Origin of the sequence: Streptomyces sp. NPDC001536 (assembly GCF_042894505.1) — a bacterium.
In the GTDB taxonomy this organism is placed as follows: Bacteria; Actinomycetota; Actinomycetes; order Streptomycetales; family Streptomycetaceae; genus Streptomyces.
Genome location: NZ_JBIAVQ010000007.1, coordinates 420,815 through 447,492, shown reverse-complemented (window position 1 = coordinate 447,492; position 26,678 = coordinate 420,815). Strand labels below are relative to the sequence as shown.

The following is a 26,678-nucleotide window of genomic DNA, read 5'->3' as shown; positions in this document are numbered from 1 at the left end:
ACTGGTCCTGAACTAGGAGAAGCGCGCCCGGAGTTCGGCTTCGAGGGATTCGAGGGTGCGGCCCTTGGTCTCGGGGACGCAGAGCTTCACGAAGGCGAGGGCGAAGACGCCCGCCACCACGAAGAGGAAGAAGGTGTTCGAGACCCCGATCCCGTCGACCAGGGACGGGAAGACGAGCCCGATCAGGAAGTTGGTCAGCCACAGCACCACGGCCGCGACCCCCATCCCGAAGCCGCGCATCCGCATCGGGAAGATCTCCGACAGCATCAGCCACGTCACCGGCGAGATCGCGCCCTGCTGGAAGGCGAGGAAGGTGACGGTCATCGCGAGTACCGCGTACGCCCGCCCGTCGCCCGCGGGGAGCGTCAGGGAGAAGACTCCGATCAGCAACAGGGCCGCTGTCGTACCGATCTGACCGGTCATCAGCATCGGGCGGCGAGGGACACGGCCCAGCAGCCAGATGCCGACGAAGGTGGCCAGCACCGAGATGACACCGTTGGCGATGTTCGCGGTCAGCGCGCTGTCGGAGGTGAAGCCGGCGTCGGTGAGGATCTGGGTGCCGTAGTACATGATCGTGTTGACGCCGGTGATCTGCTGCACGATCGCGATGCCGAAGCCGACGAACATCAGCCGGCGCAGCCACGGCGTGCTCTTCATGTCCTGCCAGCCGCCGAGCTTCTCCTGCTCCTCCTTGACCGCGAGCGCGGACACCTCGCTCAGCTCGGCCTCGGCCCGCTGCCGCGAGCGCACCTGCTTCAGCACTTCCAGCGCCTCGCCGAAGCGGGCCTGGGAAGCAAGCCAGCGCGGGCTCTCCGGCATCACCAGCATGCCGAACCAGAGCACGACCGCCGGGAGCGTGGCGAGCACCAGCATCCACCGCCACACCCCGCCCGACTCGCCGCCGACCCGGGCGATGACCGCGTTGGAGGTGAACGCCAGCAACTGCCCACTGACGATCATGAGTTCGTTACGGGTGACCAGCGCGCCCCGCCGCTCGGCGGGCGAGATCTCCGCGAGGTAGACGGGCACCGTCACCGACGCGCCGCCGACCGCGAGCCCCAGTACGAACCGGGCCGCGACCATGACCGCCGTGTTCGGCGCGAGGGTGCAGCCGAGCGCGCCGACGAAGAACACCACCGCGAGGACGAGGATCGTACGACGCCGTCCGCGCGCGTCCGACAGCCGGCCGCCGGTGATCGCGCCCAGGGCCGCGCCCAGCAGCAGCGAGCTGGTGACCATGCCCTCGGTGAACGGGGTCAGACCGAGGTCGTCCGTCATGTAGGGCAGGGCGCCGTTGATGACACCGGTGTCGTAGCCGAAGAGGAGTCCGCCGAACGTGGCGATGACGGTGATGAGCCGCAGCCGCCGGGAGGCGGCCGGCGAAGGCTGGTCCTGCTGCGCGGAGGCCTGTGCCGTGTCGTCCCTGACGTCCATGGCCACCTCCTACCGGGCGTCGTTCGGGCGCCGGGTCCCCGACAGACCGCAACCGGCCAGGTGCTCGCGGGTGCTGACGGCGATGGGCAGGGGCACCTCGGGGGCGCACGGGTACAGGTCCTGCTCGACGATCACGAACAACTCGGCGTCGAGCTTGGAGAGTTCCGCGACGACGTCGGCGGGCCTGGGCACCCCTGCGGGCGGCGACACGCACACACCTCGCTTGACGGCCTCGCCGAAGGACAGGTCCTCGGCGGCGACCTGGGCGAGGATCTCGGGGTCCATCTGCTTGATGTGGACGTATCCCACGCGCTCACCGAACCGGCGGATCAGGTCGAGGTTGTCCCCGCCGCCATAGGCCACGTGCCCGGTGTCCAGGCACAGGTTGGTGTAGTGGGAGTCGGACTCGTTCAGCAGTCGCTCGATCTCCGGCTGGGTCTGGATGTGGCTGTCGGCGTGCGGATGGAGGACGAGCCGTACGTCGTACTCGTCGAGCAGCAGCCTGCCCAGCCGGTCCGCGGCCCGCCCGAAGCCCGCCCACTGCTCGGCGGTCAGCTCGGGCGACTCGGTGAACGCACCGGTCTTCTCGTCCCGGTACATCGGCGGGATGAGCACGAGGTGATGGGCGCCCGCGGCGGCGGTCAGCGCGGCGACCTGACGGACATGGGCGAGCATGTCGTCCCAGGCCTCGGGGCGGTGCAGCGCGCCGAAGGCGGTGCCGCCGGAGACCTGGAGTCCGCGGACGTCCAGTTCCTCCTTGAGCCGTTGCGGATCGGTGGGGAGGTAGCCGTAGGGGCCGAGTTCGAGCCACTCGTACCCGGCCTCGGCCAGCTCGTCGAGGAAGCGGGTGTACGACACCTGGTGCTCGTCCTCGGGGAACCAGACGCCCCAGGAGTCGGGAGCGGAGCCCAGGCAGAGGTTGCCCGCGACGGTGCGGAGCGGGGATGGCGCCGTTGCCATGGTCTGTCCTTAAGGGGAAGAGGTCAGCTGGAGGTGGGGAAGTCGAAGCCGGCGGCGACGTGCTGGGCCTGCTGGGGCCAGCGGGTGGTGACGACCTTGGGGCGGGTGTAGAAGCGGATGCCTTCGGGGCCGTGGATGGGGTTGTCGCCGATGAGGGAGTCCTTCCAGCCGCCGAAGGAGTAGTACGACATCGGGACCGGGACCGGGACGTTGACGCCGATCATGCCGACCTTGACGTTGCGCTGGAAGCGGCGGGCGGCTTCGCCGGAGGCGGTGAACAGGGCGGTGCCGTTGCCGTAGGGGTTGGCGTTGATGACGCTGATCGCCTCGTCCAGGGTGTCGACCCGGAGGATCGCGAGGACGGGGCCGAAGAGTTCTTCCTGGTAGGCGTCCATCTCGGTGGTGACGTGGTCGAGGAGGGACGGTCCTGTGAAGAAGCCGTTCTCGTGGCCGTCGACCTTGAGGCCGCGGCCGTCGACGACGAGGGTGGCGCCCTGGGCGGCGGCGGTGGCGACGGCGTTCTCGACGCGTTCCTGGGCGGCCTTGGTGACGAGGGGGCCCATGTCGGTGCCGGGAGTGTCACCGGGGCCGACCTTCACTTCGCGGGCCTTGCGTTCCAGGATCTCGACCAGTCCGTCGGCCGCGTCTCCGACCGCGACGGCCACCGAGACGGCCATGCAGCGTTCGCCGGCGGAGCCGTAGGCGCCTGCGGTGATGTGGTTGGCGGCGAATTCGAGGTCGGCGTCGGGCAGGACGACGGCATGGTTCTTGGCGCCGCCGAGGGCCTGGACGCGCTTGCCGTGCGAAGTGGCCTGCTCATGCACGTACTTGGCGATCGGTGTCGACCCGACGAAGGACACCGCCTCGATGCCGGGGTGGGTGAGGATCGCGTCGACCGCGTCCTTGCCGCCGTGGACGACGTTGAAGACGCCGTCCGGCAGACCCGCGCGCCGGTACAGCTCCGCGACGAAGTTGGCGGCGGACGGGTCACGCTCGGACGGCTTGAGGATGAAGGTGTTGCCGGTCGCGATGGCGATGGGGTGCATCCACAGCGGCACCATGGCGGGGAAGTTGAACGGGGTGATGCCCGCGACGACGCCGAGGGGCTGGCGGAAGTTGTGGACGTCGATGCCGCGCGAGACCTGGTCGGAGAAGGACCCCTTGAGGACGTCGCCGAGGCCGCAGGCGAACTCGACGACCTCGCGTCCTCGGGTGATCTCGCCGCGGGCGTCGTCAACGGTCTTGCCGTGCTCGGCGGAGATGATCCGGCCCAGCTCCTCCTCGTGCTCGACGAGCAACTGCCGGAAGGCGAACATCACCTGGGTGCGCTGGGTGAGCGACGATTCCGACCAGGTCTCGAAAGCCCGCGAGGCCGCGGCGACGGCCGCGTCCACATCGGCCGCGCCGCCGAGGACGACCCGGGCCTGTTCGGCGCCGGTGGCGGGGTTGAACACGGGGGCGGTGTCCGTGCCCAGGGCGGGTGAGCCGTTGATCCAGTGGGGGATGGTGTTCACGTGAGGGTTCCTTGTCAGAGGTAGTGCCGCTGGGCTGGCTTGTGGGCGGCGTAGGTCTCGTACGCGGCGCGGGTGGTGTCGAGGGCGGAGGTCTGGCTGACGGGGACGTCCCACCAGCCGTGGCCGGGTGGGTTGGGTCCGTACAGGTCGGTCTCGACGTGCACGACCGTCGTACGGGTGGCGGCCTTGGCCTTCTCCATCGCCGAGCGGAACTCGTCCACCGACGTGGCGTGCAGGACGTCGGCGCCCAGCGAAGAGGCGTTGGCGGCGAGGTCGACGGGCAGGACGTCACCGTCGAGCTGACCTGAATGGTCGTCCCTGTAGCGGTACTTGGTGCCGAAGCGCTGAGAGCCCAGCGACTGTGACAGGGCGCCGATGGAGGCGAAGCCGTGGTTCTGGACGAGCACGATGATGACCTTGAGGCCCTCGGAGACCATCGTGACGATCTCCTGAGCCATCATCAGATACGAGCCGTCACCGACCAGGACGACGACCTCACGCGACGGGTCGGCCATCTTGGCGCCGACGCCGGCGGCGACTTCGTAGCCCATGCAGGAGTAGGCGTATTCGACGTGGTAGGCCTTGGGGTCCCGGGCCCGCCACAGCTGTTGCAGGTCGCCGGGCATGGACCCGGCGGCGTTGATGACCACGGCCCGGTCGTCGAGGACGTCGTTGAGGGCACCGAGGATCTCGGTCTGAGCGGGCAGTGGACCGTGACCGACCTTGAAGCATCGCTCCTCGATCTCCCGTGTACGGGCGATCAGTTCACGGGTGCGCGTGCGGTACTCCTGGTCCACTTCCCAGTCCGTGAGGGCTCCCGCCAGCGCTTCGATCCCGAGCCGGGCGTCGGCCACCAGCGGTTCCGCGGAGTGCTTGACGGCGTCGAGGCGGGCGACGTTGAGGTTGACGAAGGCGACGTCCGGGTTGGCGAAGACGGTGTGGCTCGCGGTGGTGAAGTCGGAGTACCGGGTGCCGATCCCGAGCACCACGTCGGCGTCCCGCGCCAGCTCGTTGGCCGCGTACGATCCCGTCGACCCGATGCCGCCGACTGAACAGGGGTGGTCCCAGGGCACGGCGCCCTTGCCCGCGTGGGTGTCCGCCACCGGAATCCCGGCTGCCTCGGCGAAGGCCCGCAGCGCGGTCTCCGCACCGGAGTACACCGTCCCGCCGCCGGCCACGATCAGCGGCTTCTTAGCGTTCCGGAGCAGCGCGGCCGCCCTCTCGACGGCGGCGGGTTCCGGCACCGGCCGGCCCACGTGCCAGACCCGGCGCCGGAAGAAGTCGACCGGCCAGTCGTAGGCCTCGGCCTGCACGTCCTGCGGCAGGGCGAGGGTGACGGCGCCGGTCTCGACCGGGTCGGTGAGCACCCGCATCGCCGCGAGGGCGGCGGGGATGAGTTGCTCGGGGCGCTGGACGCGGTCGAAGTACTTGGATACGGCGCGGAAGGCGTCGTTGACGGTGACGTCCCCGCCGCGGGCGTCCTCCAGTTGCTGCAACACGGGGTCGGCGGCGCGGGTGGCGAACATGTCGGAGGGCAGCAACAGCACCGGCAGCCGGTTCGTCGTCGCCAGCGCCGCGCCGGTGATCATGTTGGTGGAACCCGGACCGGTGGACGCGGTGCAGGCGAAGGTCGCCAACCGGTCCCGCATCTTCGCGTAGGCGACCGAGGCATGGACCATGCCCTGCTCGTTGCGGGCCAAGTAGTAAGGCAGATCGGCCTCTTGAGTGACCGCGGCCTGGAGCAGCGCCTGCCCGATCCCGGCCACATTGCCGTGCCCGAAGATCCCCCAGACTCCGGGGACGAGGCGCTGTTCCTGGCCATCACGCTCGCTGTACTGCTGGGCCAGGAACCGCACCAGAGCCTGTGCGGTGGTGAGCCTGATCGTTTCCATCACTCGTTCTCCTCGGCCCCGAACGGCAGCCGGTCGTCGGTGTCCCGCGCGTCCCATGTCCCCCCACCCATCCGTGCGCGGGCTCGTCGCAGATCAGCCAGGCACGGTCCTGTCCGGGACCGGCCATGACGTTGAGGTGGTAGAGGTCGTGACCCGACGGTGACCGTGCAGCCACCGGTCAGCGCCAGGACCAGGAACTCGGAGTCTCCGGTGGACAGGGCGTGCGACGCACCGGGCTTCAGGGTCAGGACCCGGCGACCGGAGTGACCCCAGCCCGCCGACTCGGGCGTCACGAAAACCTCGTAGGGGCCGTCCGCCGAAGTCCCTTTCGGCGGGTGGTACTTGTTCGGCGAGGTCACAGCAGGCTCACCGCCTTGTCGACCGCACCGGCGACATCGCCGTTCGACGGGTAGAGAAGGGAGCGGCCGACGACGAGGCCCTGCGCGGTGGGCTGCTTCAGCGCCTTGCCCCAGGACGCGAAGGCCGCCTCCGGGTCCTTGACCTCGCCGCCCAGCAGGAGGGCGGGCAGAGTGGAGGAGGCCAGTACCCGCTCCATGTTCTCGACGACCGGGAGCTTCAACCACGTGTAGGCGGTGCGGCGGCCCAGCCCCGACGCGATGGTGACCGACGTGACCACGGCCTCGGTCGACAGGTCGTTGCGGATCCTGCCGTCCTGCCACACCGAGACGAACGGCTCGACCATGGCGATGAGTTGACGGTCGTTGAGCTCGTTGACGGCACGGGCGGTGTTCTCCAGAACGGACGGCGTCGCCGGGTCCTTGAGCGCGATACGGGTGAGCATCTTGCCGCCGTCGAAGCCCATCGCGGCGATGGTCTCGGCGTCGTACCCGGTGAACCGGTCGTCGATCTCGAAGACCGAACCCGCCAGGCCCGCCCGGTTCATCGAACCGAAGACGCTCTTGCCGTCGAGCACGCCGAGCAGCAGCAGGTCCTCCAGGATGTCGGCGGTGCCCAACACGCCGGTCACGCCCGGCCGTTCCAGCGCGACGCACAGACGGTCCAGCAGTTCGAAACGGTCGGCCATGGCGGTCGGATCAGCACCGACCCCGTTGGCGCCGCGCGCAGGATGGTCCGCCGCGATGATCATCGTCTTGCCGTGCTCACCGAAGAGCGAAGTGGCCTTCACGCGGCGTGCGGCGGCCGCCGCGACGGCACCGGGGTCGTTGACCCGGGCCGCCACGATCCGGCTCACGTTGTCGGACAGCACGGCGTCACACCTCTCGCTCGGGGTGGGCGGCATGGAGCTTCGCGGTCACTTCGGCCTCGGTGGGCATCGCGTCGGAGCAGGACAGCCGGCCCGCGACGATCGCGCCGGCGGCATTGGCGAAGGACACCGTGCGAGCCGTGTCCCAGCCGGACAGCAGCCCATGACACAGCGCCCCGCCGAACGCGTCCCCGGCACCCAGCCCGTTGACGACGTCCACGGGCACCGGCGGGACCTCGGCCACCGAACCGTCCCGGTCCATGGCCAGCACGCCCTTCGGCCCCTGCTTCACCACCGCCAGCCCGACACCCGCGGCCAGCAGCGCCTTCGCGGCCGCGTACGGCTCACGCTCCCCGGTGGCCACCTCGCACTCGTCGAGATTGCCGACCGCGACCGTCGTGTGCCGCAGAGCCTCCGCGTAGAAGGCGCGGGCCGAAGACGGGTCGGCCCAGAACATCGGCCGCCAGTCCAGGTCGAAGACCGTCATCGCGGATCGAGCCCGCTGCGCCAGCGCCGCCAGCGTGGCCGAACGGCTCGGCTCCTCACTCAGGCCCGTCCCGGTCATCCAGAAGATCCGCGCGTCGCGCACAGCGTCCAGATCCAGCTCACCCGGCTCGATGTCCAGGTCCGGAGCCTTCGGCAGCCGGTAGAAGTACAGCGGGAAGTCGTCCGGCGGGAAGATCTCGCAGAACGTCACCGGCGTCGGCGCGACCTCCGACGTCCCCACGAACCGGGCGTCCACGCCGTAGCCCGCCAGCGCCGTCCGCACGAAATCACCGAACGGGTCCCGGCCCGTCTTCGTGATCACAGCCGCGGACCGCCCGTACCGTGCGGCGGCCACCGCCACGTTCGTCGGACTGCCGCCGAGGTATTTGCCGAACGACGTGACCTCGGCCAGTCCCACACCTGTCTGGAGCGGATACACATCCACTCCCACCCGGCCCATGGTCAGTACTTCGAACGGCATCACGGCTGGCGTTTCCCTTCCTGTCGCGCTCTACTAGCGCGCTCTAGTGCGAGTACGATGGCCCCTGTCCAAATGTCATGTCAATAGCTTGTTGCCGGGAGATTTCTCGGGAGCCCACTAAGGTGGGCGCCGTCGGAGGGTGGGTTCACAGGTGGATGCATCGGGCAAGCAGCGGCCCACGATGGCGGACGTCGCCGAGAAGGCGGGCGTTTCCCGGGCGCTGGTCTCGATCGTGTTCCGCAACCAGCCGGGGGCGAGCGAGGAGACCCGGCAGCGGGTGCTGCGGGTCGCCGACGAGATCGGCTACCGGCCGGACAGCGCGGCCCGGTTGCTGGCCCGGGGGCGCAGTCGCACCCTCGGCGTGATGTTCACCGTGCGCCAGACCTTCCAGACGGACCTCATCGAGGGGATCTATCCGGAGGCGGAACGGCTCGGCTACGACGTGCTGCTCTCCGCCACCGCCCTGGGCCGCAGCGAGGAGAAGGCGGTCGAGGCGCTGCTCGGCCACCGCTGCGAGGCGCTCATCCTGCTGGGCCCCGACGCCGAGCCCGCCTATCTCGACGAGCTCGGACAGCGGGTGGCCACCGTCTCGGTGAGCCGTCGGGTGCCGCGGGCCCGGGTGGACTTCGTGCACAGCGCGGAGGGCAAGGGCGTACGGCAGGCCATGGATCACCTGGTGGAACTGGGCCACCGGCGGATCGTGCACATCGACGGCGGACGTGGTCCCGGGTCGGCCGACCGGCGCCGTTCCTACCGAGCGGCGATGCGCCGGCACGGGCTGGAGGCTCACGCGCGGGTCGTGGCGGGCGAACACACCGAGCAGGCCGGCATCGAGGCCGGCCGGTTGCTGGTGGCGGAGCGCGACCGGGGGCTGCCCCTGCCGACGGCGGTCCTCGCGGGCAACGACCGGTGTGCCATGGGCCTGTTGATGGCGCTGACGCGGGCCGGTGTGGAGGTGCCGCGCGACATGTCCGTCGTCGGCTACGACGACAGCCACCTCTCCCATCTCATGCCGATCGGGCTGACGACCGTACGCCAGGACGCCGTGCTGATGGCGGAGCACGCGGTGCGGTTCGCCGTGGAGCGGCTGGAGAAGCCGGAGCTGGAGCCGCGGGAGGCGGTGCTGGATCCCAAGCTGGTGGTCCGGGGGACCAGCGGGCCCGCCCCACAGGGGTAGGGCGGGCGGGCCGGCCTTGATCAGCCCTGCTGCTCGCTGATGTTGACCATCCACGGGATGCCGAAGCGGTCCGTGCACATGCCGAACACATCGCCCCACATCTGCTTGTCGAGCGGCACGGACACCGAACCGCCGGCCGAGAGTTTCTCCCAGTAGCCGGTCAGCTCCGCGTGGTTCTCGCCGCTCAGGCTCACCGAGAAATTCGTGCCGGAGGTGTGTTCCATGCCGGGCGGGGAGTCGGCGCCCATGAGGGTGAAGCCGCTCGGGGTCTCCAGCATGCCGTGCATGATCTTGTCGGCCTCGGGGGAGTCCGGCTGGCCGAAAGCGCCGTAGGTGTTGAGCGTGAGCGTGCCGCCGAAGACCTCCTTGTAGAACTCCAGCGCCTGTCGGGCGTCTCCGTCGAAGCTGATGTAGGGATTGAGTCGCGAGCCCATGAGCCCTCCCGGAACGGGGCAAAGAATCAGTAGTCCGGAGGTTAGCCCCGGGCACTGACAACGGCATTCCGAGCGGGCGCAACGGGCTCGTGCGGTGCCGCCTCGCTCCTTGACTGTCCCGGGCGCGCGCGAAGTGCGACGCTGGGACGAGAGACATGCGCCGAGGGGACTCGGAGGGCACGATGGGACGTGAAGTGCCGGCCCTGGTGTTCACGCGGGAGGACCGCCGTCGGTACCGGGACAAGATGCACACGTGCCTCGATGTGCTGGCGCAGATGCTGCGCGAGTCGGGGTTCGAGAGTGAGCGTCCGCAGGTCGGGCTGGAGATCGAGCTCAATCTGGTCGACGACGACGGCCTGCCGGCGATGCGGAACACCGAGGTGCTCCAGGCCATCGCCGACCCGGCCTGGTCGAGCGAGCTGGGGCGCTTCAACCTGGAGATCAACATCCCGCCCCGTGAGCTGACGGCCGGTGGCCCCGGTGCCTGGGAGCAGGCGATCCGTGACGCGCTCAACCACGCCGAGGAACGTGCCTCGGCCGTGGGCGCGCATCTGATCATGATCGGCATCCTGCCCACCCTGGGCGAGGCGGACGTCGGCGAGCACGCCCTGTCCGGTGATCCGCGCTACCGGCTGCTCAACGAGCAGATCTTCGCGGCACGGGGCGAGGACCTGCGGATCAGGGTGGACGGGGTGGAACGCCTGGCGATGTACGCCGACGCCATCACGCCCGAGGCCGCCTGCACCAGCACCCAGTTCCATCTCCAGGTCGCGCCGAAGGAGTTCCCGGACTACTGGAACGCGGCCCAGGCCGTCGCGGGCGTACAGGTCGCCCTGGCGGCGAACTCGCCCTACCTCTTCGGCCGGGAGCTGTGGCGTGAGACCCGTATCCCGCTGTTCGAACAGGCCACCGACACCCGCCCGCAGGAGATCAAGGCACAGGGAGTGCGGCCCCGGGTGTGGTTCGGCGAGCGGTGGATCACCAGCGTCTTCGACCTCTTCGAGGAGAACGTGCGCTACTTCCCCGCTCTCCTGCCGGTGTGCGACGAGGAGGATCCGCAGGAGGTCCTGGACGGCGACGGAGTGCCGCAGCTGGGGGAACTGACGCTGCACAACGGCACGATCTACCGCTGGAACCGTCCCGTCTACGCCGTCACCGACAGCGGACCGCATCTGCGCATCGAGAACCGGGTCCTGCCCGCCGGACCCACCGTGGCCGACATCATCGCCAACGGCGCCTTCTACTACGGCCTGACCCGTGCCCTGGTCGACGACGACCGGCCGGTGTGGACGCGGATGTCGTTCTCGGTCGCCGAGGAGAATCTGCACGCGGGAGCCCGCGACGGCATCGACGCCCGTCTGTACTGGCCTGGCGTCGGCGAAGTCCCGGTCACAGAGCTGGTGTTGCGACGGCTGCTGCCCCTGGCCCACCGGGGCCTGGAGCTGGCCGGCATGGACGCGGAGTGGCGCGAACCGCTGCTGGGCATCGTGGAGCAGCGCTGTGTCAGCGCCCGCAACGGCGCTGTGTGGCAGGTGGAGACGGTCCATCGGATGGAGAAGGAGGGCATCCACGACCGCCAGGAGGCGCTGCGGCGGATGACCTCGACGTACATGGACTACATGCACCTCAACGCGGCCGCGCACACCTGGCCGGTGGACTGAGAGCGGTCAGCTCCGCCACTCCCGGGCGGGCGTCAGCGGCACGGGGGCGGGCGGCCGCGCCGAGGTCGTGAGCTCGATACGCCGGCCCTCGGCCGACGAGCGGAGCAGTGCGGTCATCGTCTCCAGTACGTGCAGGGCGAGTTCACCGTCGGCGCGGGGTGCCCGCCGCTCGTCGGCGGCGGTGACGAAGTCCAGCAGGCCGATGCCGCGCGAGCCGTCGACGTAGCCCGCCGACGGCGGGAGGGTGCGCCACCGGGTGCCGCCGAGTTCGAAGAGGCGTACCTCGCCGTCGAAGTGGTTCGGGTCCGGCACCGTGAGGGTCCCGGTCTCGCCGTGGACCTCGATCGGTGCCGCGGTCGTGGTCACGCCGTCGAAGCTCGTCGTGATCGTCGTCAGTGTCCCGTCGGTGTGTTCGAGCACTCCGGAGACATGGCTGTCGACCTCGACCGGTATCCGTTCGCCCGCGCGGGGGCCGGAGCCGATGACGCGCTCGCTGCGCAGCCGGCTGGATGCCCCGGTCACTGCCCGTACCGGGCCCAGGAGATGGACCAGGGAGGCGAGGTAGTACGGGCCCATGTCCAGGAGGGGTCCGCCTCCGGTGGTGTAGTAGAAGTCGGGGTGGGGGTGCCAGCGTTCGTGGCCCGGGGTGATCATCACGGCCGAGGCGAACAGGGGGCGTCCGATGCTTCCCGCTTCGATGGCCGCCCGAGCCGTCTGGATTCCGGTGCCCAGGACAGTGTCCGGTGCGCACCCCACCCCCACGCCCGCCTTCGCGGCCGCCTCCAACACGGCGTGGGCGTCGGTGAGTTCGGCCGCAAGCGGTTTCTCCCCGTAGACGTGCTTGCCGTGCGCGATCGCGCCGAGGGCGATCTCGGCGTGGGCCGCGGGGACGGTGAGGTTCAGGACGGTGTCCACGTCCGGGCTGCTCAGCAACTCCTCGACGGTCAGCGCCCGGACGCCGGGGAACTCGGCGGCGATCGCGGCCGAGCGGGTGGCGTCCAGGTCGGCGACCGCGGTGACACCCACGGCGGGAAGGCCGGTGAGCGTGTCCAGATAGGCGCGGGAGATGACGCCGAGACCTACGACGCCGATGCGGTGCGCGTCGCCCACAGCATGCCCCTCTCGATGACGGTACGGACGTTGGGGTTCTCCAGCACGTCGAGGCTGTGCCCCGGCGTCGTCACGACGATCCGCCCGGCGCCCCACTGCCGGGTCCAGACCGCCGGCGCGGTGACCGGGCGGTGCCAGGGCTGCCAGGGCCGGGCCGGATGGGTCGTGGTGGCCAGGACGTCGATCAGGTCGTCGTGGAGCACCCAGTACTGCTCGGTGGTCAGCTCGAAGTCCTCGATGCCCGCGGTGACGGGGTGTTCGCGGCCGAGGTCGGTGATCGTGACCGAGTGCGGCAGGAAGTTGTCCGTCTCGTCACCCCGGCGCTCGCACGGCTCCTTGCCCGGATGGGTCGCGAACTGGCCGCCCACCAGATGGAGATAGTCGGAGGAGGCGCGGAAGGAGTCGGCGATGCCGCCGTGCCAGCCGGTGAAGCCGGTGCCGGCCACGACCGCCGCGCTCAGCCCGGCGAGCTGGTCGGCGGTGATCTCCGACATCGTGACGCACTGCACGACGAGGTCGGTGGCGGCCAGCTCGGCGGTGTCGGCGTAGATCTCGGTCGACTCCTCGATGCGGACGGTGTATCCGTTGCTTCGCAGGAAGGGCACGAACAGCTCCGTGGCCTCGACCGGCCGGTGCCCCTCCCATCCGCCTCGGACCACCAGGGCCTTCTTCTGCGTCATCTCGATCCTTTGCCCGGCCGTTGGACAGCGCCTTCACTATGGGCCAATCGCCCGCGCCCACGAAAGAGTTGTCGGCTTTCGCGAAACTTTCGACGGGTGGGCGCCATGAAAGCTACTGGTCTGTACCAAACCCTTGACATGTCCATACCTCACTTCTTAAATCACGCAGTGAACTAAGTCGCCGCCCCCCACCAGAAGCGGATGAAGACATGCTCCGACGACTCCCGCGACCATCCGTCGCTCTCGCGGCCACGGCCGTCATCGCCTCGACGCTCACCGTCCTGCAACCCACCGAGGCAGTCGCCGCCCCGCCGACCGGCTGGACCACGGTGGTGAACAGCGGCAGCGGCAAGTGCCTGGACGCCCGGTCCGCCGCGACCGTGAACGGCACCGCCGTGCAGCAGTACGCCTGCAACAACACCACCGCCCAGCAGTGGAGTTTCACTCCGGCCGGCGACGGCTACGTACGGATCAACAACCGCAACGACGCCGCGCAGGTCGTCGACGTCAGCGACGTGTCCACGGCGGACAACGCGGCCGTGCACCTGTGGACGTACGGCGGTGGCGGCAACCAGCAGTGGCAGGCCGTCGACGAGGGCGGCGGCGCGTACCACTTCGTCAACCGCAACAGCGGCAAGTGCCTCGACGTCCCGTCCGCCTCCACGGCCGACAGTGTCCAGCTGGTGCAGTACACCTGCAACGGCACGGCCGCCCAGCGCTTCCAGGTCGCACCCGTGAGCACCGCGCCCGGCGACGTCGACCTCGGCCCCAACGTCGTCGTCTTCGACCCGTCGATGCCCTCGGCCACCATCCAGAGCCGGCTGAACCAGATCTTCCAGCAGCAGGAGACGAACCAGTTCGGCTCCCAGCGCTACGCGGTCATGTTCAAGCCCGGCACCTACAGCAACGACGTCAACGTCGGCTTCTACACCCAGGTGTTGGGCCTCGGTCAGTCACCCGACTCGGTCACGATCAACGGTGCCGTGCACGTGGAGGCCGACTGGTTCCCGCCGCAGAACGCCACCCAGAACTTCTGGCGCGGCGCCGAGAACCTCTCGGTCAACCCCACCGGCGGCACGGACCGCTGGGCGGTCTCCCAGGCCTCCGGCTACCGGCGTATGCATGTCCGCGGCAACCTGGAGCTGAGCGACGGCGGTTGGTCCAGCGGTGGCTTCATGGCCGACAGCAAGATCGACGGCCAGGTCCGCTCCGGAACCCAGCAGCAGTGGCTGACCCGCAACTCCCAGCTCGGCAGCTGGACCGGCTCCAACTGGAACATGGTCTTCGTCGGCAGCCAGGGCGTCCCCGGCAACAGCTTCCCCAACCCGCCCTACACCACGGTGAACCAGACCCCGACGGTCAGGGAGAAGCCCTTCCTGTACGTCGACGCGGCGGGCGCCTACAAGGTCTTCGTCCCGTCCCTACGCACCAACTCCTCGGCCACCACCTGGGCGAACGGCAACGCCCCGGGCACCTCGCTCGGCATCGACCAGTTCTACGTCGTGAAGCCGGGCGCCACCGCCGCACAGATCAACGCCGCCCTGGCCGAGGGCAAGAACCTCCTGGTCACCCCCGGCGTCTACCACCTGAACCAGACCCTGCGGGTGACCCGCCCCGACACCGTCGTCCTCGGGCTCGGCCTCGCCACGTTCATCCCCGACAACGGCATCACCGCCATGACGGTCGCCGACGTCGACGGAGTGAAGCTGGCGGGCGTCCTCTTCGACGCCGGCACCACCAACTCGCAGACCCTCGTGGAAGTCGGCCCGTCCGGCGCCGCCACCGACCACTCGGCGAACCCCACCTCACTGCACGACGTGTACTTCCGCGTCGGCGGCGCGGCCGTGGGCAAGGCGACCACCAGTCTCGTCGTCAACAGCGACGACGTCATCGGCGACCACATGTGGATCTGGCGCGGTGACCACGGCAGCGGCATCGGCTGGAACTCCAACACGGCGGACACCGGACTCGTGGTCAACGGCGACGACGTCACGATGTACGGCCTGTTCGTCGAGCACTACCAGAAGCACCAGACCATCTGGAACGGCAACGGCGGGCGGACGTACTTCTACCAGAACGAGATGCCCTACGACCCGCCCAACCAGGCCGCCTGGATGAACGGCTCCACCCAGGGCTACGCCGCCTACAAGGTCGCGAACTCGGTCACCAGCCACCAAGCCTACGGGCTCGGCAGCTACTGCTACTTCAACGTCAACCCGAGCGTCACCGCGGAGCGCGCCTTCGAGGTTCCCAACAACCCCAATGTCCGCTTCCAGAACATGGTGACCGTCTCCCTCGGCGGCACCGGCACCATCCGGCACGTCATCAACGACCGGGGAGGTCCCTCGAACTCCTCCACGAACGTGGCGAACCTGGTGAACTACCCGTGACGGGAACGCCGGGTCCGGGCCGTTCGTTCACCCTGCGAGATGTCCGGGTCCCGAGCTCGTAGCGCACTCCTCACCGGTACCGGCATCGCCCTGCTCCTCGGCTGCTCCGGCGGCGGGGGAGCGGGCGGTGAGTCCATGACGGACCGGGGAGCGCCACCACCTGCGACCAGCCCGGCGGAGCCCACGCCGACCTCGGCACCTCCGACACCTTCGACACATCCGAAGCCCCGGTCGGCCTCGCTCACCATCGAGGCGATCGGCGTCGAGAACCTGCGGGTGGTCCCGTACGAGGGCACGACGGACGACTGGCCGGGCACCAGGATCCAGAACCGCGGTCTCGCCGCCAGCCCGTACGGCGAACATGGCGGCGTCGGCCCCGGCGAGATCGGCAACTACCTCGTCACGGCCCACCGCCTCTCCAACGGCGGCCCCCTGCGCCGGCTCCCGGACCTCGACGAAGGAGAGACGGTCCTGGTGAGGGCGGGTGGAACGGTCTACGAGTACGAGATCACCGACACCAGGACGACCTCCTTCCGCTCCGCGCGCTCCCTCGCCGAACAGCGGGCGGCGGTCCCCGGGTTCCCCGGCAGGCGCCCCACCCAGGCCGTGATCACGATCTCCACCTGTCTGACCCTGGAGGACCACGCGGCCGGTAACTACTGGCGCGACGACCGCGGGAACCCCGAACACCGCGTCGACAAGATCGGCGTGCTGTCGGCCACCCGGACACCGGAGAATGGCTGAAGCGTCTGTGGCGCGTGGGGCGCGGGGGCTCGACAATCATCCGGAGTCGAGGAATCCGGAGTCGTCATGCGTCTGCGTCCCGCTCTCAGCCGTTCCCGCGTCACCGCCCTGGCCGCCGGGCTCGCCGCGACAGCCGCACTGGCCCTCGGCACACCCGCGTCGGCGACGGCCCAGGCCGATGTCACGGCCACCCTGCGCGTCACCGTCACCGACGGCGACTCGGTCATGACCCAGACCGCGGGCCAGTACACCTGTCACAGCGGCTTCAGCGTCGGTCAGGCGAAGGACATCTCCGTCACGGTGCCCGCCGGGCAGTGGATCCAGGTGTTCAGCAGCCACGGCTGCTACGACGCGATCCGTATCAGCGGCACCTACATCGAGACCGACGGACAGGTCATCACCTTCACCCTCTGACCCGTCAGCCCCGGTAGCCCCGCAGTTTCCGGTACAGGGTCGCCCGGCCGATCCCGAGGGCCGCCGCCGTCCGGGCCTTGTTGCCGCCGTTGAGGCGGAGGGCCTCCAGGATGGCGGCGCGCTCGGCGCGTTCCATCGGTGTGAGCGGACGGGGCGCGGGTCCCTCGCGTACGGGGTCGGGGAGTTCGGTACGCCGGACCGGTCCCGTCGAACGGCGGCGCTCGGTCAACGCCCGTACCAGGTGGGCGAGTTCGGTGACGTTCCCGGGCCACGGGTGCCGCTCCAGTGCGCGCAGCGCGTCCAGGGTCCAGGTGAGCGGAGGTTGGCCGGGTGTCGGGCCGGGAGCCAGGGACGCGAGCAACTCCCGTATGTCATCGGGACGTTCACGCAACGCGGGCAGCGCGACCGAGCGGGCCGCCAGCGTGTCCAGAAGCCGTTGGAGACACGGGCCCGGCGTTGCTCCGGGGGTGTAGGTGACCAGCAGAGGCACACCGGGATGTGTGTCGAGGAGTGAGTTGAGGGTCGCCGTGTCGGGCTGGGCGAGCCGCTCCACGTGACGGATGAGGAGGGGGCGGCCCTTCGTCAGCTCTTCGAGTTCAGGGCCGAGTTCGCCCTCGGCCGCGTCCGCGGTCACCGGGTCGGTGACCAGTTCCCGGGCGAGCGAGGTCTTCCCGGTGCCTCGTTCGCCGGTGATCAGCAGCGGCTCCGGAGATGCGGCCAGCTCCACCGCGCGGCTGACCGCGTGCCGCCAGGGCAGCGACCGTCCGGCCAGCGCGACGGCGGTACGGGAGGCCGCTGACGTGATCGTGTGCCCGGCCGGTTCCAGTACCGCGACCGCTCCGATGGCCGAGCCCAGGTGGGCGACGAGGGTGACGGTGGCGGTACTTCCCGGACCGTCGGACAGACGGGTACGCGTCTGTGTCCCCTCCCGTACCAGTGCGACCACTCTCCGCTCCAGCGCCTCCAGTTCCTCCGGCGACAGCAGCTGACCCGCCGCCTCGCTGACGAACCGGTTGCGGCCGTCGAGGGCGACCACCGCACGCCCCTGCTCTCCGGCGGCCCGCAGATACGCGTCCAGCAGCACGCGTTCCGCCGCCCGGGACCGCGACAGGAGCTCCGCCTCCACGGCGATCACCGCGGCCTCGGCGACCGGGGCGCCCGGATGCGGACCGCACTCGACGCACGGCCCGCAGGCCACGGTCACCGTGCCCAGCAGCCGGCCGGTCTCCGGCTCCCGCACCGGCACGCTGACCCCGGAGACGTCCTGCCACAGATCGAGGAAGTGCTCGGGCCCGTGCACCTCGGCCCGGCGCCGGGTGTGCAGGGCGAGGGCCGCGCTGTTGTGGCCGACCGCCTGTTCGGAGAGGTCGTGGTGGGAGTGGTCCGGGGTGGCTCCGGTGGCCCAGAGGACCCGCAGCCGGTCGTCGGTGAGGACGAGCGTGGTCCGCCCGCTGTCGAGCGTGGGGGCGATGCGCTCCAGCACGGGACGGGCCGCCGTCAGCAGAGGCGAGTCGGGCGGTGAGACGGCGGGGGCCGATTCCCGTACGTCAGGTCGTACCCCGAAGAACCGGGCACGCTTCCACGCGGCGAGCACCTCTTCCGGTACCCCGTCGGGCAGTTGGTGTCCGCGCAGGAACAGCTCGCGGGCCCTGCGTACAGAGGCGAGGGTGGGGCGGTGGGCGGTGGGGCGCTCTGTGATGGTCATGGCATCACTCACCCTACGGGGGACAGTTGAACGCGCAACAACCACCCGTCTGTCTCATATTGAGTCACCCGTGTTCCGGCTCCCCGCTTCATGATCTTGAACAGTCGGTGCCTGTTCTCATTCCCTGGAGCGTCCCCCGTGCACACCGTCGAGCCCGATGTCGTGACCGACGTACTCATCGTCGGCAGTGGTCCCGCGGGCGCCGCCGCCGCGCTCGCTCTGAGCACCTACGGCGTGCCCAACATCGTCGTCACGCGCTACGCGAGCCTGGCCGACACACCCAGGGCGCACATCACCAACCAGCGCACCATGGAGGTGCTGCGGGACCTCGGCGTCGAGGACGAGGTCGTCGCGAAGGCCACCCCGCAGCATCTGATGGGCAACACCACCTTCTGCACCAGCCTCGCCGGCGAGGAGCTCGGCCGGGTCCGCTCCTGGGGCAACGACCCGCTCGTCCAGGCCGCGCACGAGCTCGCCAGCCCCACCCGCATGTGCGACATGCCCCAGCACCTCATGGAGCCGGTGCTCGTCGACGCGGCGGTCGCGCGCGGCACGAACCTGCGCTTCGGCACCGTCTACAAGTCCTTCGTCCAGGACGACTCCGGGGTCACGGTCACCGTCGAGGACCGGCTGCGCGGCGACGAGTACACCATCCGCGCCAAGTACCTGATCGGCGCCGACGGCGGCCGCTCGCAGGTCGCCGAGGACGCCGGGCTGCCCATGGGCGGCCAGATGGGCGTGGCCGGCAGCATCAACATCGTCTTCGACGCCGACCTGACGAAGTACACCGCCCACCGCCCGTCCACGCTCTACTGGGTTCTCGCCCCGGGCGCCACCGTGGGTGGCATCGGCGCGGGGCTCGTGCGCTGTGTGCGGCCCTGGAACGAGTGGATGATCGTGTGGGGCTACGACGTGAACGCCGGCGCCCCCGACCTGACCACCGAGTACGCCGAGTCCGTCGTCCGCAAGCTGATCGGCGACGACGACATCCCGGTGACCATCAAGTCGTCCTCCGCCTGGACCGTCAACGAGATGTACGCCGAGACCTACTCCAAGGGCCGGGTCTTCTGCGCCGGCGACGCCACGCACCGCCACCCGCCGTCCAACGGCCTCGGATCCAACACCTCCATCCAGGACTCCTACAACCTCGCCTGGAAGCTCAAACTCGTCCTCGACGGCACCGCCTCCCCGAAGCTGCTCGACACCTACACCGCCGAACGCGCCCCGATCGGCAAGCAGATCGTCACCCGCGCCAACAAGTCCATCGGCGAGACCGCGCCCGTCTTCGAGGCGCTCGACGGGCTCTCCCCGCAGACCCCCGAGCAGCTGTGGGCCAACATCGCCGCCCGCAAGGAGGACACCGAGGCCGCCGAGAAGCAGCGGGCGCGACTGCGGGAGGCGATCGCGTTCAAGACGTACGAGTTCAACGCGCACGGCGTCGACCTCAACCAGCGCTACACCTCCGCCGCGATCGTCCCCGACGGCACCGAGGACCCCGGCTTCGACCGCGACCCCGAACTGCACCACCAGCCCACCACCCGCCCCGGCGCCAAAGTCCCGCACGCCTGGATCACCTCCGGCACCCGCACCCTCTCCACGCTCGACACCGTCGGACAGGGCCGCTTCACGCTGATCACCGGCATCGGCGGCGCCGACTGGACACGGGCGGCAGGGGCCCAGGACCTGGAGATCGCCACCGTCGTCATCGGGCCCGGACAGCAGTACGAGGACCCGTACGGCGACTGGGCGCGGCTGAGCGAGGTGGCCGACGGGGGAGCGCTGCTCGTACGCCCGGACGGATACGTCGCCTTCCGGCACACGACGGCGGCCGCTTCCGGTGCGGACGCCGAGCGCACCCTCACCGAGGCCGTGCGGCGCATCCTCGGGCACGCCTGATGAGCGCCGAGTTCACCGAGAGCGTGGTCGACAGTTTCGACGGCACGGCGGACCCCCGGCTGCGCACCCTCCTCGGCGCCCTCACCCGCCATCTGCACGCCTTCGTCCGGGAGACCGAGCCGACCATGGCGGAGTGGGAGCGGGCCGTCGACTTCCTGACGGCGACCGGGCAGACCTGCACGGACACCCGCCAGGAGTTCATCCTGCTCTCGGACGTGCTCGGCGTCTCGATGCTGGTGGAGACGCTCAACAGCGACGAGGGCGGTACCGAGAGCACCGTCCTGGGACCCTTCCACATGACCGAGTCGCCGGTCCGTGCCCTCGGCGCCGACATCGACCTGGTCGGCGGCGGCGAGCCGTGCGTGGTCAGCGGGCGGGTGCTGGCGGCGGACGGCACCCCGCTGCCGGGCGCGCTCCTCGACGTCTGGCAGGCCGACGGCAACGGCTTCTACGACGTCCAGCAACCGCAGGTCCAGCCCGCGGGCAACGGACGGGGACTGTTCACGGCGGACGACGAGGGCCGCTTCTGGTTCCGCACCTGTGTGCCGAGCCCGTACCCGATCCCCACCGACGGCCCCGTCGGCACGCTGCTGCGGGCCACCGGCCGACACCCCTACCGTCCGGCCCACATCCACTTCATCGCCACGGCCGAGGGGCACGAACCGGTCACCACGCACATCTTCGTGGCGGGCAGCGACTACCTCGACTCCGACGCGGTGTTCGCCGTCAAACAGAGCCTCGTCCAGGACTTCACGGAGACCGACGACCCGGCCCTGGCACGGGAGTTCGGGGTCCCGAACCCGTTCCGGCACGCCCGGTTCGACCTCGTGCTCAACCCGGTGGAATCGTGAAGGAGTTCACGTACGAGGCCCAGCCGATGCGGGTCGTCCTACGACCCGGCGCCTGCGTGACCGCGGTCCCCGACGAGGTCGAACGGCTGGGGCTGCGACGGGTGTTGGTGGTCAGCGGACCGCGCGGCGCGGAGACCGCCCGGGCGGTCGCGGACGCGCTCGGCGGTGCCTGCGCGGGACTGCACGCCGAGGCGCGGATGCATGTGCCCGCGGAGGTCGCCGACCGGGCCGTGCACGTGGCGCGGGCCGCCGGAGCGGACGGCTGTGTGGCCGTGGGCGGCGGTTCCGCGATCGGGCTGGGCAAGGTGATCGCGCTGCGCACCGGACTGCCGCTGGTCGCCGTGCCCTCCACGTACTCCGGCTCCGAGATGACCCCCGTCTGGGGCCTGACCGAGCACGGGGCCAAACGCACCGGCCGCGACCCTGCGGTCCTGCCGCGCAGTGTCGTCTACGACCCCGAGCTCACCCTCTCCCTCCCGGTGGCCCTCTCCGTGACCAGCGGCGTCAACGCCCTCGCGCACGCGGCCGAGGCCCTGTACGCGCCGGACGCCTCGCCCCTGGTGTCGCTGATGGCCGAGGAGGGCGTACGCGCCATGGCCGGTGCCCTGCCCGCGCTGACCGCCGCTCCCCGGGACCTGGACGCCCGCGGCCGGGCCCTGTACGGGGCCTGGCTCTGCGGTGCCGCGCTCGGCGCGACCACCATGGGGCTGCACCACAAGCTCTGCCATGTCCTCGGCGGCACCTTCGGCCTGCCGCACGCCGAGACCCACACCGTGGTCCTGCCCTACGCCCTCGCGTACAACGCGCCCGCCGCCCCCGAGGCCATGGCGGCACTCGGCCGGGCGCTGGGCACGGATGACGTCCCCGGCGCGGTGCGCGACCTCGGCGGGGGTCCCGGCGTGCCCCGGTCGCTCGCCGAACTCGGCCTGGACGAGGGCGAGCTGGAGGTGGCCGCACATGCGGCGGCCGAGCAGGCGTACCCCAACCCGCGGAAGGTCACCGCGGAGGGCGTGCTGGGCGTGCTGAGAGCGGCGTACGCCGGCGACCGGCCGCGCAGAGATTCCTGAAGAACCAGAACGGAAAGGTGAACCCCATGCCCCTCGGACTGCTCCGGCGGCGACCGAAGAATGCCTCCGGAGGTGCCGCGGGCCTCGCGCTGCCCCTTCCTGCCGGCGCGGGCGTCGTCTGCCGTGAGGTCCTCGACCCGGTGAACCAGCCGCTCGGCGGTGCCGAGGTGACGGTGACCGAACTCCGCAGCCACCAGGTCGCGGCACGCGGCACCACGGATCCGTACGGCCTGTTCCTGGCCGCGCTGCCGCCCGGCGGCTACAGCCTGATGATCGTCGCCGAGGGACTGGAACCGCACCGCGAGAGCGTGGACGTCGTCGCCGACGCGGGTCTGTCGTCCCAGCGTGTGTGGCTTCAGCCGGCCCGGCAGGCCGAACTCCCGGTTCCCGGAACCTGGCTCTTCGATCCGCCGCACACCGCGATCCGGTTCATCGCCAAGCACGTCGGCATGGCCCATGTGCACGGCCGTTTCGAACGGTTCGAGGGCGGCATCCAGGTCACCCAGGACATCGGTGACTCCCGTGTCCATGTGCGCATCGACGCCTCCAGCATCACCACCGGCAACAACACCCGCGACGCGCACCTGCGGTCCGCCGACTTCCTCGACGTCGAGCACTTCCCCTACATCGACTTCCGGAGCACCCGATTCGCCTACCGGGGCGGCAGCAGGTGGTCGCTGCTGGGCACGCTGACCATGCACGGCGTGAGCCGGTCGGTGTCGCTGGACACGAACTACCTCGGCATGGTCAACGGCGGTTACGGCGAGGAGCTGCGGTGCGCCGCCCTCGCCAAGGCCGAACTGCACCGCGAGGACTACACCCTCAACTGGCGGTCCATGCTGGCTCGAGGAATCGCCGTGGTCGGCCCGACCGTCCAACTGGAGCTGGACGTCCAGGCGATGTACCGCACGCACGACACGCCGACGCCACCTGAGTAGACGCGGTCACGCGGCGGAGTCGCTCGGCACACCCGGCGCACAAATTCTTCACAGGGGTGAGGGCAGGAGGATGTCCAAAACTGAAGTCTTCGGCGTAGGGTCCGATCATGGACGGCCCCAACAACCGAAATTCCTCTCCCCGTCTCGCTGATCTGGCGCAACTCGTCCGTCTGCCCGCGGCGTTGAGCGTGCCCGGTGATGTCCTTGCCGGTGCCGCCGCGAGCACAGGCGGGACACCGCGGCCCCGCATCCTCGGCACGATGGCCTCGTCCATCGCCCTCTACTGGGCCGGGATGGCGCTCAACGACTACGCGGACGCGACCGTCGACGCCGTGGAGCGGCCCGGGCGCCCCGTGCCCTCCGGGCGAGTCGAGCGCCGCACCGCGCTCACCACCGCCTGCGCACTCACCGCCGCCGGACTCGGCCTCGCCGCCCTGACCGGCGGACGGCGGGCGCTCGGCGTCGCACTGCCCCTGACCGGACTGGTCTGGGCGTACGACCTCGGCCTCAAGTCCACCCCCGCGGGACCCGCCGCCATGGCGGGCGCGCGCACGCTCAACGTCCTGGCCGGAGCCGAGCCCGGACGCAGGGCGTCCGCACTGCCGGCCGCCCTGCTGGTCGGCGCGCACACCTACACCGTCACGGCGCTGAGCCGCCACGAGGTGTCCGGCGCCCCGCGCGAGATACCCGTCGCCACGCTGGCCGGCAGCACCGCGACCGCCGTGGCCGCCGCGGCACTTCCGGGCCTGCGAAGGCACGGCAGGACGGCCCGGATCGGCGCCGCCGCGGGAGCGCTCGCCTACCTCGCCTCGTACGGCACCGCCCAGGCCCGCGCGGCACGCGAACCGTCCGCGACGAACGTACGGAACGCCGTCGGCACCGGGATCATGTCGCTCATGCCCCTCCAGGCGGCGCTCACCGCGGGCGGCGGGAAGGCGGGCCTCGCCGGGGTCCTGGCCGCGGCGCATCCGCTGGCGCGCAGGCTCGCGCGGAAGGTGTCACCGACGTGACGCCGACACCCGGCGGTGCGCCCCCGGCGCGCGCCGACGATGCCTCGAGAACCGCTGGAGGTTCCTCGACACCCGCCGGAGTGCCCGCAAAGCTCGATGGGGTGACCTCGACACCGGCCGCTGTGCCCTCAAAGCCCGCCGCACCCGCCGAGCGCCTCCGGTTCGGGTTCGGCACCAACGGCTTCGCCTGCCACCGCCTCGACGACGTACTGACCGTCCTCGCCGACCTCGGATACGACTCCGTCGGCCTCACCCTGGACCACGGTCACCTCGACCCGTACGCATCCGACCTGCCCCGCCAAGTCGACCGACTGGCACAGCGGTTGGACCGCCTCGGCCTCGCCGTCATGGTGGAGACCGGAGCGCCGTACCTCCTGGACCCGTGGCACAAGCACCACCCCACCCTGATGTGCCCGACCGACACCGAGCGGCGCGTCGACCTGCTGGCGCGCGCGGTGCGCGTCGCGGCCGACCTCGGCGCCCCTGCCGTCCATCTGTGCAGCGGCCCGGCGCCGCGGGACATGCCCGAGGACGAGGCCTGGAAGCGGCTGGCCGCGGGCTGCGAAGAGGTCCTGGAGATCGCCGGTGAGCACGGTGTGGCCCTCGGCTTCGAACCCGAGCCGTACATGTTCGTCGACACCGTGCAGCGCGTCCTGGAGCTGCGGCGACTGCTCGGCGATCCCGACCTGTTCGGCATCACCCTGGACATCGGGCACGCCCACTGCGTCGAGGAGCCCTCGCTGCTCGACTGCGTCGCCCTGGCGGCGCCGCACCTGGTGAACGTGCAGATCGAGGACATGCGGCGCGGGGTCCACGAACACCTCGAATTCGGTGCGGGCGAGATCGACTTCCCGCCCGTCCTGGCCGCGCTGAAGGCCTCCGGCTACCGCGGGCCGGTCTCCGTGGAGATCCAGGGCGCCTCCCTGGACGCGCCCGACATCGCCCGCCGCTCCCTGGAGTTCCTGAAGGCCGCCGAGCCGTTCTGAGGCCGCGCCCTCCTCCGACACCAGCGCATCCGAACAGGAGACCTGTGCCGTGGACGCCCCTATATCCACCGCCCTCGACCGACACCTCACCCCCGACGCGCGGCGCTGGCTGACGGAAGCCGTCTCCCGCGTCGGACAGGACCCCACAGCCGTACGCACCGTCTTCCCCGCCGTCGGCAGGCGCTGCGGGCGCGGCCCCCTCGTCCCCGGCTGGACCGTGGCCGACGCCGCCCGCGCCCGACTGCTCGCGGCCCTCCCGCTGCGCGGAGCGGAACTCGCCGAGGAGGTGATCGCCCTCCACCGGTACGGGGACGCCGCCGAACAGCGGGCGGTACTGCGCTCGCTGGCCCTGCTGGAGCAGATGGACCCCTCCTTCGCCGCCCTGGGCCTGCCGCTCGTCCACGTGGCCCTGCGCGGCAACGACACCGGTCTCATCGAGGCGGCCCTCGGCCCGTACGCCGCCCGCCACCTGGACCACGACGGCTACCGGCACGCCGTACTGAAGTGCGTCTTCTGCGAGATCCCCCTCGACCGCGTCGCCGGCCTGGACGAGCGCGCGGACCGCGAACTCGCCCGTATGCTCGCCGACTTCGCCCACGAGCGGGTCGCCGCCGGCCGTGCCGTCCCGGCGGACGTCTGGCCGATCGTGCGCGCCCACCCCGGCACGCTGGAGGCCTCCGGGCTGCCCGCCGAGGCCGACTCACCCGTCCCCGCCCGCCGCACCGCCGCCGAACGGGCCCTCGCCGCCTTCACCGGAGCCGCATGATGCGCATCTTCGACCCTCATATCCACATGACCTCACGCACCACCGACGACTACGAGGCCATGTACGCCGCCGGTGTCCGCGCGGTCGTGGAACCCTCCTTCTGGCTCGGCCAGCCGCGCACCTCCGTGGAGAGCTTCGTCGACTACTTCGACGCGCTGCTCGGCTGGGAGCCGTACCGCGCCGCGCAGTTCGGCATCCAGCACCGCTGCACCATCGCCCTCAACCCGAAGGAGGCCAACGACCCGCGCTGCACCGGGGTGCTGGACATCCTGCCGCGCTACCTGGCCAAGGACCGCGTGGTGGCCGTCGGCGAGATCGGCTACGACTCCATGACCCCCGAGGAGGACGAGGCCCTGGCCCGCCAGCTCCAGCTCGCCATCGAGCACGAGCTGCCCGTCCTCGTCCACACCCCGCACCGCGACAAGGCCGTCGGCACCCGCCGCACCCTCGACGTCGTGCTCGAGTCCGGCATCCCGCCCGAGCACGTCCTCGTCGACCACCTCAACGAACTCACCGTGGGCATGGTCGCCGACAGCGGCTGCTGGATGGGCTTCTCCATCTACCCGGACACCAAGCTGACCGAGGACCGCATGGTGCGCATCCTCCAGGAGCACGGCACCGAGCGGATGCTCGTCAACTCGGCCGCCGACTGGGGACGCAGCGACCCGCTCAAGACCCGCAGGACCGCCGACGCGATGCTCGCCGCCGGCTTCGACGACGACACCGTCGACCAGGTCATGTGGCGCAACCCGGTCGCCTTCTACGCGCAGAGCGGACGGCTCGACCTCGAGGACGTCAAGGCCGACGACACGGCCCTCTTCGAGGGCAACTCGATCAAACGCGGCGGAGAGTGACCC

24 protein-coding genes and 1 pseudogene are annotated in these 26,678 nt (G+C 70.6%); 13 read left to right on the top strand and 12 right to left on the bottom strand.

Going from position 1 to position 26,678, the window contains the following annotated elements; genetic code table 11:
• Positions 1 to 12: 12 nt before the first annotated feature.
• The 8 genes and pseudogenes from ACFY0U_RS21910 to iolC form a co-directional block, all read right to left on the bottom strand.
• Positions 13 to 1,434 (bottom strand): sugar porter family MFS transporter, encoded by a 1,422-nt coding sequence (locus tag ACFY0U_RS21910; protein WP_388638234.1) that lies wholly within the window; start codon positions 1,432 to 1,434, stop codon positions 13 to 15.
• Positions 1,435 to 1,443: 9 nt separating this feature from the next.
• Positions 1,444 to 2,394, bottom strand: a complete 951-nt coding sequence (locus ACFY0U_RS21905; RefSeq protein WP_388638233.1) for a TIM barrel protein — start codon at positions 2,392 to 2,394, stop codon at positions 1,444 to 1,446.
• Positions 2,395 to 2,417: 23 nt separating this feature from the next.
• A complete protein-coding gene (locus tag ACFY0U_RS21900) occupies positions 2,418 to 3,908 on the bottom strand; it encodes a CoA-acylating methylmalonate-semialdehyde dehydrogenase (protein ID WP_388638232.1) in 1,491 nt (496 codons plus the stop codon).
• A 14-nt stretch (positions 3,909 to 3,922) separates the two neighbouring features.
• Positions 3,923 to 5,800 carry a 3D-(3,5/4)-trihydroxycyclohexane-1,2-dione acylhydrolase (decyclizing) gene (gene iolD, locus ACFY0U_RS21895; protein WP_388638231.1) on the bottom strand — a complete coding sequence of 626 codons (1,878 nt, stop codon included), beginning with the start codon at positions 5,798 to 5,800 and terminating at the stop codon, positions 3,923 to 3,925.
• A complete protein-coding gene (locus tag ACFY0U_RS21890; protein ID WP_388638230.1) occupies positions 5,730 to 5,927 on the bottom strand; it encodes a hypothetical protein in 198 nt (65 codons plus the stop codon). The genes iolD and ACFY0U_RS21890 overlap by 71 nt, the downstream gene beginning before the upstream one ends.
• Before the next feature lie 96 nt (positions 5,928 to 6,023).
• Positions 6,024 to 6,093: pseudogene (locus ACFY0U_RS21885) on the bottom strand (hypothetical protein); the annotation flags it as partial.
• A 62-nt stretch (positions 6,094 to 6,155) separates the two neighbouring features.
• Entirely contained in the window at positions 6,156 to 7,028 is an 873-nt protein-coding gene (locus ACFY0U_RS21880) for an aldolase (RefSeq protein WP_388638228.1), read from the bottom strand.
• A 4-nt stretch (positions 7,029 to 7,032) separates the two neighbouring features.
• Positions 7,033 to 7,992, bottom strand: coding sequence for a 5-dehydro-2-deoxygluconokinase (gene iolC, locus ACFY0U_RS21875; RefSeq protein ID WP_388638226.1), 960 nt, complete (start codon positions 7,990 to 7,992; stop codon positions 7,033 to 7,035).
• 181 nt (positions 7,993 to 8,173) lie between these two features.
• Between iolC and ACFY0U_RS21870 the strand changes: the two genes are divergently transcribed.
• A complete protein-coding gene (locus ACFY0U_RS21870; RefSeq protein WP_388638288.1) occupies positions 8,174 to 9,169 on the top strand; it encodes a LacI family DNA-binding transcriptional regulator in 996 nt (331 codons plus the stop codon).
• A 20-nt stretch (positions 9,170 to 9,189) separates the two neighbouring features.
• Here ACFY0U_RS21870 and ACFY0U_RS21865 read toward each other — a convergent pair whose 3' ends face one another.
• Positions 9,190 to 9,603 (bottom strand): VOC family protein, encoded by a 414-nt coding sequence (locus ACFY0U_RS21865; RefSeq protein WP_388638224.1) that lies wholly within the window; start codon positions 9,601 to 9,603, stop codon positions 9,190 to 9,192.
• A 182-nt stretch (positions 9,604 to 9,785) separates the two neighbouring features.
• Between ACFY0U_RS21865 and ACFY0U_RS21860 the strand changes: the two genes are divergently transcribed.
• Positions 9,786 to 11,264, top strand: a complete 1,479-nt coding sequence (locus tag ACFY0U_RS21860; protein WP_388638222.1) for a glutamate--cysteine ligase — start codon at positions 9,786 to 9,788, stop codon at positions 11,262 to 11,264.
• A 6-nt stretch (positions 11,265 to 11,270) separates the two neighbouring features.
• Here ACFY0U_RS21860 and ACFY0U_RS21855 read toward each other — a convergent pair whose 3' ends face one another.
• Both ACFY0U_RS21855 and ACFY0U_RS21850 read right to left on the bottom strand, forming a co-directional pair.
• The gene (locus tag ACFY0U_RS21855) at positions 11,271 to 12,374 is read right to left on the bottom strand and encodes a Gfo/Idh/MocA family protein (RefSeq protein ID WP_388638220.1); all 1,104 of its coding nucleotides are present in this window, start codon (positions 12,372 to 12,374) and stop codon (positions 11,271 to 11,273) included.
• Complete coding sequence (locus ACFY0U_RS21850) at positions 12,344 to 13,054, bottom strand: ThuA domain-containing protein (protein WP_388638218.1); 711 nt, start codon at positions 13,052 to 13,054, stop codon at positions 12,344 to 12,346. Before ACFY0U_RS21850 ends, ACFY0U_RS21855 begins: the two co-directional genes overlap by 31 nt.
• Before the next feature lie 209 nt (positions 13,055 to 13,263).
• On the opposite strand from ACFY0U_RS21850, the gene ACFY0U_RS21845 reads away from it, so the two are divergent.
• The 3 genes from ACFY0U_RS21845 to ACFY0U_RS21835 all read left to right on the top strand — a co-directional run bounded on the left by ACFY0U_RS21845 (position 13,264) and on the right by ACFY0U_RS21835 (position 16,602).
• Positions 13,264 to 15,444, top strand: a complete 2,181-nt coding sequence (locus ACFY0U_RS21845; RefSeq protein WP_388638216.1) for an RICIN domain-containing protein — start codon at positions 13,264 to 13,266, stop codon at positions 15,442 to 15,444.
• Positions 15,445 to 15,483: 39 nt separating this feature from the next.
• On the top strand, positions 15,484 to 16,188 hold the full coding sequence (locus ACFY0U_RS21840) for a class E sortase (RefSeq protein ID WP_388638214.1): 705 nt from the start codon (positions 15,484 to 15,486) through the stop codon (positions 16,186 to 16,188).
• A gap of 66 nt (positions 16,189 to 16,254) precedes the next feature.
• Positions 16,255 to 16,602 (top strand): hypothetical protein, encoded by a 348-nt coding sequence (locus ACFY0U_RS21835; RefSeq protein ID WP_388638212.1) that lies wholly within the window; start codon positions 16,255 to 16,257, stop codon positions 16,600 to 16,602.
• A gap of 4 nt (positions 16,603 to 16,606) precedes the next feature.
• Here the strand turns inward: ACFY0U_RS21835 and ACFY0U_RS21830 are convergent, their stop codons facing one another.
• Positions 16,607 to 18,307 (bottom strand): sigma-54-dependent Fis family transcriptional regulator, encoded by a 1,701-nt coding sequence (locus ACFY0U_RS21830; protein ID WP_388638210.1) that lies wholly within the window; start codon positions 18,305 to 18,307, stop codon positions 16,607 to 16,609.
• 138 nt (positions 18,308 to 18,445) lie between these two features.
• On the opposite strand from ACFY0U_RS21830, the gene ACFY0U_RS21825 reads away from it, so the two are divergent.
• The 8 genes from ACFY0U_RS21825 (at position 18,446) to ACFY0U_RS21790 (ending at position 26,675) form a co-directional block, all read left to right on the top strand.
• Positions 18,446 to 20,203 carry an FAD-dependent oxidoreductase gene (locus ACFY0U_RS21825; protein WP_388638208.1) on the top strand — a complete coding sequence of 586 codons (1,758 nt, stop codon included), beginning with the start codon at positions 18,446 to 18,448 and terminating at the stop codon, positions 20,201 to 20,203.
• Positions 20,203 to 21,054 (top strand): intradiol ring-cleavage dioxygenase, encoded by an 852-nt coding sequence (locus ACFY0U_RS21820; protein ID WP_388638207.1) that lies wholly within the window; start codon positions 20,203 to 20,205, stop codon positions 21,052 to 21,054. The genes ACFY0U_RS21825 and ACFY0U_RS21820 overlap by 1 nt, the downstream gene beginning before the upstream one ends.
• Before the next feature lie 26 nt (positions 21,055 to 21,080).
• Positions 21,081 to 22,121 carry a maleylacetate reductase gene (locus tag ACFY0U_RS21815; RefSeq protein WP_388638286.1) on the top strand — a complete coding sequence of 347 codons (1,041 nt, stop codon included), beginning with the start codon at positions 21,081 to 21,083 and terminating at the stop codon, positions 22,119 to 22,121.
• Between the two features lie 26 nt (positions 22,122 to 22,147).
• Positions 22,148 to 23,059, top strand: coding sequence for a YceI family protein (locus ACFY0U_RS21810; RefSeq protein WP_388638205.1), 912 nt, complete (start codon positions 22,148 to 22,150; stop codon positions 23,057 to 23,059).
• A 107-nt stretch (positions 23,060 to 23,166) separates the two neighbouring features.
• Positions 23,167 to 24,069, top strand: a complete 903-nt coding sequence (locus ACFY0U_RS21805; protein WP_388638203.1) for an SCO3242 family prenyltransferase — start codon at positions 23,167 to 23,169, stop codon at positions 24,067 to 24,069.
• 101 nt (positions 24,070 to 24,170) lie between these two features.
• Positions 24,171 to 25,055, top strand: coding sequence for a sugar phosphate isomerase/epimerase family protein (locus tag ACFY0U_RS21800; RefSeq protein WP_388638201.1), 885 nt, complete (start codon positions 24,171 to 24,173; stop codon positions 25,053 to 25,055).
• 49 nt (positions 25,056 to 25,104) lie between these two features.
• Positions 25,105 to 25,821 carry an EboA domain-containing protein gene (locus ACFY0U_RS21795; RefSeq protein WP_388638199.1) on the top strand — a complete coding sequence of 239 codons (717 nt, stop codon included), beginning with the start codon at positions 25,105 to 25,107 and terminating at the stop codon, positions 25,819 to 25,821.
• Positions 25,821 to 26,675 carry a TatD family hydrolase gene (locus ACFY0U_RS21790; RefSeq protein ID WP_388638197.1) on the top strand — a complete coding sequence of 285 codons (855 nt, stop codon included), beginning with the start codon at positions 25,821 to 25,823 and terminating at the stop codon, positions 26,673 to 26,675. Before ACFY0U_RS21795 ends, ACFY0U_RS21790 begins: the two co-directional genes overlap by 1 nt.
• Positions 26,676 to 26,678 lie beyond the last annotated feature (3 nt).

Excerpts from the sequence above, each read along its gene's own strand:
- ACFY0U_RS21910 (WP_388638234.1), bottom strand. The coding sequence starts at position 1,434 with ATGGACGTCAGGGACGACACGGCACAGGCCTCCGCGCAGCAGGACCAG.
- ACFY0U_RS21905 (WP_388638233.1), bottom strand. The coding sequence starts at position 2,394 with ATGGCAACGGCGCCATCCCCGCTCCGCACCGTCGCGGGCAACCTCTGC.
- iolD (WP_388638231.1), bottom strand. The coding sequence starts at position 5,800 with ATGGAAACGATCAGGCTCACCACCGCACAGGCTCTGGTGCGGTTCCTG.
- ACFY0U_RS21890 (WP_388638230.1), bottom strand. The coding sequence starts at position 5,927 with ATGGCCGGTCCCGGACAGGACCGTGCCTGGCTGATCTGCGACGAGCCC.
- iolC (WP_388638226.1), bottom strand. The coding sequence starts at position 7,992 with ATGCCGTTCGAAGTACTGACCATGGGCCGGGTGGGAGTGGATGTGTAT.
- ACFY0U_RS21870 (WP_388638288.1), top strand. The coding sequence starts at position 8,174 with ATGGCGGACGTCGCCGAGAAGGCGGGCGTTTCCCGGGCGCTGGTCTCG.
- ACFY0U_RS21865 (WP_388638224.1), bottom strand. The coding sequence starts at position 9,603 with ATGGGCTCGCGACTCAATCCCTACATCAGCTTCGACGGAGACGCCCGA.
- ACFY0U_RS21860 (WP_388638222.1), top strand. The coding sequence starts at position 9,786 with ATGGGACGTGAAGTGCCGGCCCTGGTGTTCACGCGGGAGGACCGCCGT.
- ACFY0U_RS21850 (WP_388638218.1), bottom strand. The coding sequence starts at position 13,054 with ATGACGCAGAAGAAGGCCCTGGTGGTCCGAGGCGGATGGGAGGGGCAC.
- ACFY0U_RS21845 (WP_388638216.1), top strand. The coding sequence starts at position 13,264 with ATGCTCCGACGACTCCCGCGACCATCCGTCGCTCTCGCGGCCACGGCC.
- ACFY0U_RS21840 (WP_388638214.1), top strand. The coding sequence starts at position 15,484 with ATGTCCGGGTCCCGAGCTCGTAGCGCACTCCTCACCGGTACCGGCATC.
- ACFY0U_RS21835 (WP_388638212.1), top strand. The coding sequence starts at position 16,255 with ATGCGTCTGCGTCCCGCTCTCAGCCGTTCCCGCGTCACCGCCCTGGCC.
- ACFY0U_RS21830 (WP_388638210.1), bottom strand. The coding sequence starts at position 18,307 with ATGACCATCACAGAGCGCCCCACCGCCCACCGCCCCACCCTCGCCTCT.
- ACFY0U_RS21820 (WP_388638207.1), top strand. The coding sequence starts at position 20,203 with ATGAGCGCCGAGTTCACCGAGAGCGTGGTCGACAGTTTCGACGGCACG.
- ACFY0U_RS21815 (WP_388638286.1), top strand. The coding sequence starts at position 21,081 with ATGCGGGTCGTCCTACGACCCGGCGCCTGCGTGACCGCGGTCCCCGAC.
- ACFY0U_RS21810 (WP_388638205.1), top strand. The coding sequence starts at position 22,148 with ATGCCCCTCGGACTGCTCCGGCGGCGACCGAAGAATGCCTCCGGAGGT.
- ACFY0U_RS21805 (WP_388638203.1), top strand. The coding sequence starts at position 23,167 with ATGGACGGCCCCAACAACCGAAATTCCTCTCCCCGTCTCGCTGATCTG.
- ACFY0U_RS21790 (WP_388638197.1), top strand. The coding sequence starts at position 25,821 with ATGCGCATCTTCGACCCTCATATCCACATGACCTCACGCACCACCGAC.